The sequence below is a fragment of the Streptomyces kebangsaanensis genome, from assembly GCF_001906585.1.
Lineage (GTDB): Bacteria > Actinomycetota > Actinomycetes > Streptomycetales > Streptomycetaceae > Streptomyces > Streptomyces kebangsaanensis.
The window spans coordinates 51,898-62,638 of sequence record NZ_JUJA01000100.1 but is presented as its reverse complement, the minus strand read 5'-3'; the positions used below and the strand labels follow the sequence as shown (position 1 = coordinate 62,638).

Sequence of the window (10,741 nt, the reverse complement as noted above, 5' to 3'; positions counted from 1 at the left end):
CCGGCCGCTCCAGGGCCACCCACTACCGCCGGCTCCGTCCCTCACCACCGCGCAGGCCCCGCTCGCCGCAGGTCCAGCCCTCGGCCCTGACGGCAGAGGAACGGGCTGCGGTACTGGAGCTGATGAACAGCGCCGAGTACGCCGAGCTGCCGCCCGCGCAGATCTGGGCCCGCGAACTGGACGCCGGGCGCTACCACTGCTCGGTCTCGACGATGTACCGGATCCTGCGCGAGAAGGGGCAGTCCGGCGAACGCCGCCGCCAGGCCACCCACCCCGCCCAGGCGGTGCCCGAGCTGGTGGCCACCGCACCGTCGCAGGTGTTCACCTGGGACATCACCAAGGCAGCCGGACCGGTCAAGGGCGTCTGGTATCACGCCTACGTCATCATCGACATCTTCAGCCGCTACATCGTCGGCCACACCGTCGAGCGGGCCGAATCGTCCCGGCGGGCCGAGGAGTTGATCCGCGAGACCATCACCCGCAACGGCATCGTGCCGGAGACCGTGCACGCCGATCGCGGCACCTCGATGACCTCCAAGAAGGTCTCGCAGTTGCTGATCGACCTCGGCGTCACGCGGTCGCACTCGCGGCCGAAGACCTCCAACGACAACCCCTACAGCGAGGCCCACTTCAAGACCACGAAGTACATGTCCGACTATCCCGAACGGTTCGATTCGCTGGCCCATGCCCGCGAGTGGTTCGACGCGTTCATCGCGTACTACAACCACGAGCACCGGCATTCGGGGATCGGCTGGCACACGCCCGCCAGCGTGCACTTCGGCACCGCCGAGGAGGTGCGCGACCAGCGGGCCGTCACCCTCGCCGAGGCATACGCCCGCCACCCCGAACGCTTCGGCCGCCGCCCCCGACCACCCCGGATACCCCAGCAGGCGTGGATCAACGACCCGGCCAGACGCAGGGAACCCGCACCACAAACCTCATAGCGCCCCAACCGTCTCACTGGACTTGAAATCTTCCGCACCGAGAAGTCGTCGAGGACGAGCGGGTCGGGATGGCTACGCGACCCGGCTGCGCAGCCGGACCCAGGGCCGGAACACCTTCATGGCCCGCCCCGCGGGATACGGCCTCGGCCGGTCAGCCGTACGCCGTCCCTTGGAGGGGCCCGGTCGTCAATCGCCGGCAGGAGACTGCGCACGAACGCTCCCGCAACACCGGTCGCGGGAGCGTTCTGCGCGTTGCGCCCGCCTCCTCCGCCAGAGGTGGTGCCGGTTCCGCGTCGGTCAGACGGCCTGCGCCTTCTGCCGTTCACGGAGTTCGTGGACGTTGGCGGCGGTGAGGGTGCCGTCCTGCTGTTCGTAGTGGGAGAGGGCGAGGCCGAGACCGAAGAAGGTGGGCGCCCATTCTCCGACGAAGATGCCCCAACGGTCGGCGCGGTCGAGGCCGACGCCGGGTTCCAGCTTCAGGCTGCCCAACCAGGCGGCGACGCTGAATCCGATGGAGACGACACCGGCGAGGTAGGCATGCTCGCTACGGATGCCCATTTCGTGCATTTTCTTGATGATCATTCGATGGGTCTCCGTTCCGTGAGGGGGTCAAGGGAGCGAGTCCCCCGGCGGAGTGACCTTATTCATGCGGTTTGCGTGATATGTCCGTTGCGGTCGCCGATGCCCAACCGTTGCGGTCCATCCGTGCGGCGCCCCTTGACGGGCTCCCTCCGGGGCATTTAACTCACGTCCTAAATTAAGTGATGAGGTGCGTCCGAACCCGGAAAGGGACACCAGGAGCCATGCGCAGCATCCGAGCCGCGGCCGTAGGCGCCGTCACCCTGTCTCTCGCCCTCGCCGCCTCGGCCTGCGGAGGCGGGTCGTCGACGGGCGGAGGATCCAACGACTCGCCGAAGACGCTCACTTACTGGGCCTCCAACCAGGGAGCGAGCATCGAGGCCGACAAGAAGGTCCTCCAGCCCGAACTCGACAAGTTCGAGAAGCGGTACGGCATCAAGGTGAAGCTCGAAGTCGTGCCCTGGTCCGACCTGCTCAACCGGATCCTGACCGCGACCACCTCCGGCCAGGGGCCCGACGTCCTCAACATCGGCAACACCTGGAGCGCCTCCCTGCAGGCCACCGGGGCACTGCTGCCGTGGGACGCGCGGAACTTCGACAGGATCGGCGGCAAGGACCGCTTCGTCGACTCCGCGCTCGGCTCGACCGGCGCCGAGGGCGAGGACCCGGCCGCCGTACCGCTGTACTCGATGGCGTACGCGCTCTACTACAACAAGCAGATCTTCGCCGACGCGGGGATCAGCAAGCCTCCGGCCACCTGGGACGAGTTGGTCGCCGACGGGAAGAGGATCCGGGCGAAGGGCAAGCAGGTTCTCGGCGCCGAGGGCTCCAACGTCTCCGAGAACATCCACCACGTCTTCGTCTTCGCCAAGCAGCACGGCGCCGACTTCTTCACCGCCGACGGCAAGCCCGACTTCACCAACGAACGCGCGGTCGCGGCGGTCAGGCAGTACGTCGACCTCATGGCCAAGGACAAGGTCATCCCGCAGGGCAACGCCGAGTACGCCCAGAACCAGTCGGTCAGCGACTTCGCCAAGGGGAAGACGGCCATGCTGCTGTGGCAGTCGGCCTCCGCCAACCTCAAGTCCCAGGGCATGAGCGAGGACGCCTACGGCATCGCCCCCGTGCCCGTGCGGTCCGGCACCCCCGGCACCGGCACGCAGGTCAACTCGATGGTCGCGGGCATCAACCTCGCCGTCTTCAAGAACACCCACAACCTCGACGGCGCCACGAAGTTCGTGAAGTTCATGACCAGTGACGAGGAGCAGGGGATCCTCAACAAGGCCTACAGCTCCATTCCTCCGGTCAAGAACGCCCAGTCCGACGCCGCGTTCAACACCCCGGCGAACGCCGTCCTGAAGAACACCCTCGCCACCAGTGCCGCCGCGCTGCCGCAGGTCGCCGACGAGTCCCAGTTCGAGACGACGGTCGGCACGGCCGTCAAGGAGCTGTTCGCCGACGCCGCCGCCGGACGCGCGGTGACCACCGAGTCGGTGAAGGCCAGGCTCCTCAAGGCCCAGCAGCAGATGCCGGCGAAGTGAGCGAGATGGCCACGACCGTCACCGCGAAGGCGGGTGCGCGGCCCGTGCGTACGGGTTCCTCCGGTGGGCCGGTGCGCGGTCCGCGCCGGCCCACCGGGTGGCTCCGCCGCGTCTCGCTGCCCTACCTGCTGCTCCTGCCCGCCCTCCTCCTCGAACTCCTCGTCCATCTGGTGCCGATGGTGATCGGCGTCGCGATGAGCTTCAAGGAGCTCACCCAGTTCTACATCCGCGACTGGGGCGCGGCACCCTGGGCCGGCTTCGGCAACTACCGCATGTCGGTGGAGTTCGACGCCCCCGTCGGCGAGGCGCTGCTGCACTCCTTCCTCGTCACCGTCGCCTTCACCCTGCTGTCGGTCGGCCTGTGCTGGCTGGTCGGCACCGCGGCCGCGATCTGCATGCAGGACACCTTCCGCGGGCGCGGTCTGCTGCGCGCGCTGTTCCTGGTGCCGTACGCGCTGCCGGTCTACGCCGCCGTCATCACCTGGGTGTTCATGTTCCAGCACGACAACGGCCTGGTGAACCACGTCCTGCACGACCAGCTGCACCTCACCGGAAAGCCGTCGTTCTGGCTGATCGGCGACAACAGCTTCTTCGCGCTGCTGACGGTGTCGGTGTGGAAGGGGTGGCCGTTCGCCTTCCTCATCGTCATGGCCGGACTGCAGAACGTCCCGCGCGAGCTGTACGAGGCGGCGGCGCTCGACGGCGCCGGCACGTGGCAGCAGATCCGCCGTATCACCCTGCCGTCGCTGCGGCCGGTCAACCAGGTGCTGGTCCTGGTGCTGTTCCTGTGGACGTTCAACGACTTCAACACGCCGTACGTCCTGTTCGGCAGGGCCGCCCCCGAGGCCGCGGACCTCGTCTCGGTCCACATCTACCAAGCCTCCTTCGTCAGCTGGAACTTCGGCACCGGCTCCGCCATGTCCGTCCTGCTGCTGCTCTTCCTGCTGGCCGTCACGGGCGTGTACCTGGCGCTCACCTCACGCGGGCGGAGGACCGCCGATGCCTGACATCCGCAGGGACTTCCGCAAAGACTCCTCCAGGGACTCCTGCAAGTCCCCGATGGCGCCGCCGCGCTCCTTCCTCTGGACCCGGCGGATCTTCCTCACCCTGCTGACCGGCTTCGTCCTGGTCCCGGTCTACGTCATGGTCTCCAGCTCGCTGAAGCCGCTCGCGGACGTCACGGACAAGTTCCGCTGGCTGCCCAGTGATCTGACCATCCGTCCGTACATCGACATCTGGTCGACGGTTCCGCTCGCCAAGTACTTCGCCAACTCGCTGATCGTGGCGGGCGCGGCGACGGTCTGCTCGGTGGTGATCGCGGTCTTCTCGGCGTACGCCGTCAGCCGCTACGCCTTCCGCGGCAAGCGCGTCTTCACGGTCACCGTCCTGTCCACGCAGATGTTCCCCGGCATCCTCTTCCTCCTCCCGCTGTTCCTCCTCTACGTCAACATCGGCAACGCCACCGGCATCGCCCTGTTCGGCTCGCGCGGCGGGCTCGTCCTGACGTACCTCACCTTCTCGCTGCCGTTCTCGATCTGGATGCTGATCGGGTACTTCGACTCGGTGCCGCGCGACCTGGACGAAGCGGCGCTGGTCGACGGCTGCGGGCCGCTCGGCGCGCTGTTCCGGGTCGTGGTGCCGGCCGCGATCCCCGGCATCGTCGCCGTCGCCGTGTACGCCTTCATGACCGCGTGGGGCGAGGTGCTCTTCGCCTCCGTCATGACCAACGACACCACCCGCACGCTCGCCGTGGGCCTGCAGGGCTACTCCACGCAGAACGACGTGTACTGGAACCAGATCATGGCCGCCTCGCTCGTCGTCAGCGTGCCCGTGGTCGCCGGATTCCTGCTGCTGCAGCGCTACCTCGTCGCCGGGCTCACCGCCGGAGCGGTGAAGTGAGCCCCGACGCACCTCTTTCCGAAGGGACCTCCGTGTTCGACGCCATCGACCTCGCCGCGCTTCCGCACGACTTCCTGTGGGGAACGGCCACATCGGCGTACCAGATCGAGGGAGCCGTCGCCGAGGACGGCCGCTCGCCGTCCATCTGGGACACCTTCTCCCACACCCCCGGCAAGACCGACAACGGCGACCACGGCGACATCGCCTGCGACCACTACCACCGCTGGCGCCAGGACATCGACCTGATGCGGCGACTCGGCACCAACGCCTACCGGTTGTCCATCGCCTGGCCGCGGGTGATGCCGGGCGGCGACGGGCCGGTGAACCCCAAGGGCCTCGCCTTCTACGACGAGTTGACCGACGCCCTGCTGGAGGCGGGCATCACCCCGTCCGTCACCCTCTACCACTGGGACCTGCCCCAGGTGCTCCAGGACCGGGGCGGCTGGCCCGAACGGGCGACCGCCGAGCACTTCGCCGCCTATGCCTCGGCCGTCGCCGAACGCCTCGGTGACCGGGTGTCCCACTGGACCACCCTCAACGAGCCCTCCTGCTCCGCCTGGATCGGCCACCTCGAGGGCACGATGGCCCCCGGCCTGACCGACCTGACCGCCGCGGTCCGTGCCTCCTACCACCTGCTGCTGGGCCACGGCCTGGCGGCCCGGGCGATCCGCGCCGCCGCCCCCGGCGCCGAGGTCGGCATCGTCAACAACCTCTCCACCGTCTTCCCCGCCACCGACCGACCCGAGGACGAGGCGGCCGCCCGCCGCCACGACGGCCACGTCAACCGCTGGTGGCTGGACCCCGTCCACGGCCGGGGCTTCCCCGCCGACATGCGCGAGGTCTACGGCGTCGACCTCCCCGAACGGCCGGGGGACCTCGACGTCATCGCGGCGCCGCTGGACTGGCTGGGCCTCAACTACTACTTCCCGGCCACGGTCGCCGACGACCCCGCCGGGCCCGCGCCCCGCGTGCGCCCGGTGCGCCGCCCCGGCGTACCGCGCACCGGCATGGACTGGGAGGTCGACGCCGACGGCATCGAGACGCTGCTGCTGCGCCTGACCCACGAGTACGGAGCCCGGAAGATCTACGTCACCGAGAACGGCTCCGCCTTCCCGGACGTGGTCCGCGCCGACGGCACGGTCGACGACCCCGGGCGCCAGGACTACCTGGTCCGGCACCTGGCCGCCTGCGCCTCCGCCGCGGGCAAGGGCGCCCCGCTGGCCGGCTACTTCGCCTGGTCCCTGCTGGACAACTTCGAGTGGGCGTACGGCTACGGCAAGCGCTTCGGCCTGGTCCACGTCGACTACCGGACCCAGGCGCGCACCATCAAGGGCAGCGGGCACCGGTACGCGGAGATCGTGCGCGCGCACCGGGAGCGGGGACCGGAGGCCGTCTGAGGCATCCATCCACCCATCCCGACTGTTTCGCTCGATCGGGTGATGTCGGGCGTGGCGGGCACGGGCGGTGGGGGCGGCTCGTTCGACGGGTGACGGGATCGGATCTTCCGGCACACCGGTATCGAAGGAGACGCGACATGGGACTGTACTTCCGGCGCAACGAGGACGGCACGACCACCGGTCGGAACGAGGAGTCGGGATTCACCGTGACCCTCGCCGACGAGGAGGAGGTCAAGCGGCGGCTGCACGAGGACGCCGGCTGGGAGTACACGCCTCCACCACCTCCTGTCCCGCCGGGGCATCACCGCTTCTTCCTGGTGGACGACGCGTTCGGCACCGGAGGGTTCGGGGACGAGCGGTACGCGGGTCTGCGGGCGCGGCCGCCCGCGGGATGCGTTCCGGTTGACCGGGGGCGCTTCGCCCTCGAGTGCGAGCGCCCCGGAAAGTCGCTCCTGGACGCCGTCACCGGCACCGTCGCCGAGATCCGCCGCGAGCACGGGCTGGTGATGAACAGCCTCGGCATCGAGAAACCCCAGGAGTGGCTCGGCGCCGACAAGAACGGCTACGCGGGGGAAACCGTGGCGCACCTGCTGCTGACGGCCGCTCACCGCGCCTCGCTGCTGGGGTACGGGCGCAAGGACTTGGTCCGTCTGCTCGACGCGGCGGGTGTCGAGTAGCCGGACCGCCGGCAACTGGCCAGGGACAAGACCGCTTGATCGTCGTACGATCCTTACTGCATAAGATATGCAGGTGCATGAGTACCGCATCAAGCCTGCGACCCCGGACGACATCGATGGTGCCCGAGCCGTGATGCTCGACACCGTGTACCGCGACTTCGGTACCGGTTACGTGCCCCGCTGGCACGGTGACATCGTCGATCCGGTCGCCGCCTACCTGCTGCCCGCCCGTCACACCCTGCTGGTCGCCGTCGACGGGCCGGGAGGGGAGGTCGTCGCGACCGCCGCGCTCGACTCGCGCGGGCCCGCTCACCCGCCGAACCCGCGTCACCTCGCCGAACGCTACCCCTCGGGCGGGACCGCACAGTTGCGCAGGGTCTACGTGCGCCCCGAGCACCGCAGGCGCGGGCTGGCCCGGCGGCTCGTGGAGGAGTTGCTGGCGTTCGCGGCCGCCGACGGGGGATACCGCGCCGTGTATCTGCACACGGACCCGGCGGTGCCCGGCGCCGAGGGGTTCTGGCGGTCGCTCGCCAAGGTCGTGCACGACGAGCGCGAGGACCCGGGGGGTGGGCAGGGGATCGTGCACTTCGAGGTTCCGATGGGGTGACAGAAGGTAATGGCAATCATTTTCATATAGGCTCACGTCGTTCGGAACGTCCGCCGCCCGGAACAGACTCAGAACCCGAGGACCATGCCCCACCTTCGTCATGCCCTGAGCCGCCCCCGAGGGCTGCTCGCCGCCCTCCTGCTCACCCCGCTCCTGTCCGGCTGCTTCGCCTCCGGCGACGGGGACGGTACCGGCGCCGGAGGGACCGGTGACGCCAAGAGCGGGTCCCGGCTGCGGGTCGCCCTCGCCTTCCCGCCCGCCGAGAACCTCTCGCCCCACGGAGCCGACGCCACCCTCCTCAGCCGGCTCGGCGTCACCGAGGGCCTGACCGCCCTGGACGCCAACGGCGCCGCGGCCCCCGCGCTCGCCCAGTCCTGGCGGCGGGAGAACGACCGCACCTGGCTGTTCACCCTGCGCGAGGCGACCTTCCAGGACGGCACGGACGTCACCCCGTCCGCCGTCGCCGCCGCCCTCACCCACGCCACCGAGGCCAAGCCCGCGCCCGCCGCCCTGTCCGGCGTCACCCTCACCGCCCGGGCCGAGGGCAGCCGCGGGGTACGGATCACGACCGGCACGCCCGACCCCGTACTGCCGCTGCGGCTGTCCAGCCCCGGTCTCGCCGTGCTGGCCCCCAAGGCGTACGGCGACAAGAGCCACGTCGACCCCGTCGGCACCGGCACCGGGCCCTTCGAGCTCACCAAGGTCGACGGCGCCGCCTCCGCCACCCTCGACCGGTTCGACGACTACTGGGGCGGACGCGCCCAGGCCTCCGGTGTCGACGCCCGGTTCATCGCCGACGGCACCGCCCGCGCCAACGCCCTGCGCACCGGCCAGGTCGACGTCGCCGAGGCCGTCCCCGTCGCCCAGGCCGCCGTCCTGGACAAGGCCACCCGGCACGAGACCGCCACCACCCGCACCACCAGCCTGCTGCTCAACACCAGGTCGGGCCCCTTCAAGGACCCGAAACTGCGGGCCGCCGCCCGCGCGGCCGTCGACACCTCCGCACTCGCCCAGGGCGTCTACGAAGGACACGCCGACGCCGGCGCCGGCATCTACGGGCCCGCCGTCACCTGGGCCGAGGGCAAGCGGAAGCAGCCGGCGGGACGGGCGGCCGAAGGCCGGCCCGACGGAGCGTCGGTCACCCTGGCCACCTACGACAACCGGCCCGAACTGCCCGAGGTCGCCCAGGTGCTGAAGCAGCAGCTGGAGAAGGCCGGTTTCCGGGTGAAGCTCGTGGTCCGCGAGTACTCGCGGCTCGAGGGGGACGCGCTGGCCGGCACGTTCGACGGGGTCGTGCTGGCCCGCAACACCCTGGTCGACACCGGCGACCCCGTGGCCGTGCTCGCCAGTGACTACACCTGCGACGGCGGCTACAACCTGGCGCTGCTGTGCGACCGGGACGTCGACCGGGCCGTGGCCAAGGCCGAGGGGACGGTCGACAGCGGCGAGCGACAGGACGCGGCCATGGCCGCGGAGGCCGAGATCCTCGGCACCGACGCCGTGGTCCCGCTGGTCCACCAGCGCGTCATCACCGGCGTCGGCAGCGCGGTCAAGGGCGTGCTCCTCGACCCGTACGAGCGCACCCTCGTCGGCACCGGCACCCGCCGCTGAACCATGAAAGGCACCCTGAGCACCGCCCTGTGGCGCACCGCGCTCGCGGCCGGCCTGGTGTGCGGCATCGGTCTGCTGCCCTGGCTGACGCACACCGACCCGGCGCTCACCGTGCTCAAGGCCCGCTCGGCCGACCGGGACCCCACGCCCGAGGTGCTCGCCGACATCCGCGGCCAAATCGGCCTGGACGACGGCCCGTTGCGGCTGCTCGCGCACTGGCTGGGCGGGCTGCCGCGCGGGGACGCCGGACGGTCCTGGCTGTCCGGGACCGAGGTCGCCCCCACCGTGGTGCAGGCGCTCGGCGCGTCCCTGCTGCTGATGGCAGCGGCGCTGGCCGTCGCCGTCGTCACGGCCGGGCTGGTGTGCGCCCGCACCCTCCACCGGGGGACGCGCCGGCGACTGGCGGAACAACGGGATCAGGAGGTGGGGCGCAAGGCGCCTCCTTGGAAGGGCGGCGGCGGGAGACGGGCGGGCGGCACCGGGGCGGCGATGCTCGCCGCGCTGCCCGAGTTCCTCACCGCCTCCGTGCTCGCCACCGTCGTCGGGGTGCAGCTCGGCTGGCTGCCCGCGCTCGGCTGGTACGGACCCCGCTGGACCGTACTGCCCGCGCTCGCCCTCGGCCTGCCCGCCGGGGCCGTGCTCGGGCGGCTCCTCGACGACCTGCTGCCCGGGGCCTTCGCCGAGCCCTGGGCAGCGGCCGCCGCCGCACACGGCATGCCGGGCCGACGCGTCGCCCGCCACGCCCTGCACCGCTGCCTGCCCGCACTGCTGCCCAACCTCGGGCTCTTCGTCGTCGGCCTGACCGGCGGTGCCGTCGCCGTCGAGCAGATCTTCGACATCCCCGGACTGGGCCGCACCACCCTGCAGGCCGCGCTCGCCCAGGACCTGCCCGTGCTCCAGGCCGGCACCCTCGCCCTGGTCCTGCTCGGAGCCCTCGCCGCCACGGCCGCACGCCTGGCAGCCCGCCTGCTCACCGGACCCGCCCTGCGCGACAGCGCCCTGCCCACCCTGCACCGGCCGGCCCCACCCGCCCGCCGAACCCCGCCCCTGCTGTACGGCGGCCTGCTGCTCGGCGTCGTCCTCCTCGGCCTGCCCCGCGACCCGCTCGCCCTCGACACCGGCGCCCGGCTGCAACCCCCGTCCGCAGCCCACCCGTTCGGAACCGACGCGCTCGGCCGGGACCTGCTCGCCAGGATCGGCCACGGTGCGGTCGACACCCTGCTGCTCGCCCTCGCGATCAGCGCCGTCTGCCTGCTGACCGGTGTCCTGCTCGGCCTGCTGCCCCGGCTGTCCGGGCCCCTGGTCGACACCGTCAACGCCGTACCGCCTGTCCTTCTCGCCCTGCTCGCCACCGCCGTGTGGGGCAGCGGGCCCGCCACCCCCGCGCTCGCCGTGGCCGCCGTCGCCTGGGCGCCGCTCGCCGCCCACACCTCCGCGCTGCTGCGGCAGGAGCGCGCCACCCTCCACCTGACCGCCACCCGGGGCC

At 71.1% G+C, this 10,741-nt stretch carries 10 protein-coding genes; 9 read left to right on the top strand and 1 reads right to left on the bottom strand.

Translation table 11 applies throughout. The features are described from left to right. The coding region (locus RH94_RS15230) for a DDE-type integrase/transposase/recombinase (protein ID WP_143203998.1) at window positions 1–944 on the top strand (944 nt) is incomplete at its 5' end. A 297-nt stretch (window positions 945–1,241) separates the two neighbouring features. On the opposite strand, the gene RH94_RS15225 is transcribed toward RH94_RS15230, so the two are convergent. Next, on the bottom strand, window positions 1,242–1,526 hold the full coding sequence (locus tag RH94_RS15225; RefSeq protein WP_073948133.1) for a hypothetical protein: 285 nt from the start codon (window positions 1,524–1,526) through the stop codon (window positions 1,242–1,244). A 221-nt stretch (window positions 1,527–1,747) separates the two neighbouring features. Between RH94_RS15225 and RH94_RS15220 the strand changes: the two genes are divergently transcribed. The 8 genes from RH94_RS15220 to RH94_RS15185 all read left to right on the top strand — a co-directional run. Further along, entirely contained in the window at window positions 1,748–3,064 is a 1,317-nt protein-coding gene (locus tag RH94_RS15220) for an ABC transporter substrate-binding protein (RefSeq protein ID WP_073948132.1), read from the top strand. A gap of 5 nt (window positions 3,065–3,069) precedes the next feature. After that, complete coding sequence (locus tag RH94_RS15215) at window positions 3,070–4,071, top strand: carbohydrate ABC transporter permease (protein WP_073948131.1); 1,002 nt, start codon at window positions 3,070–3,072, stop codon at window positions 4,069–4,071. A gap of 52 nt (window positions 4,072–4,123) precedes the next feature. Then, window positions 4,124–4,963: a carbohydrate ABC transporter permease gene (locus RH94_RS15210; RefSeq protein ID WP_073948138.1), complete on the top strand. Its 840-nt coding sequence runs from the start codon at window positions 4,124–4,126 to the stop codon at window positions 4,961–4,963. A gap of 32 nt (window positions 4,964–4,995) precedes the next feature. After that, complete coding sequence (locus RH94_RS15205) at window positions 4,996–6,360, top strand: GH1 family beta-glucosidase (protein ID WP_073948130.1); 1,365 nt, start codon at window positions 4,996–4,998, stop codon at window positions 6,358–6,360. Window positions 6,361–6,497: 137 nt separating this feature from the next. Beyond that, on the top strand, window positions 6,498–7,037 hold the full coding sequence (locus RH94_RS15200) for a hypothetical protein (RefSeq protein ID WP_073948129.1): 540 nt from the start codon (window positions 6,498–6,500) through the stop codon (window positions 7,035–7,037). A 67-nt stretch (window positions 7,038–7,104) separates the two neighbouring features. Then, on the top strand, window positions 7,105–7,644 hold the full coding sequence (locus RH94_RS15195) for a GNAT family N-acetyltransferase (protein WP_073948128.1): 540 nt from the start codon (window positions 7,105–7,107) through the stop codon (window positions 7,642–7,644). Between the two features lie 84 nt (window positions 7,645–7,728). Continuing rightward, a complete protein-coding gene (locus RH94_RS15190) occupies window positions 7,729–9,255 on the top strand; it encodes an ABC transporter substrate-binding protein (protein WP_073948127.1) in 1,527 nt (508 codons plus the stop codon). A 3-nt stretch (window positions 9,256–9,258) separates the two neighbouring features. Then, the coding region (locus RH94_RS15185; protein ID WP_234425792.1) for an ABC transporter permease subunit at window positions 9,259–10,741 on the top strand (1,483 nt) is incomplete at its 3' end.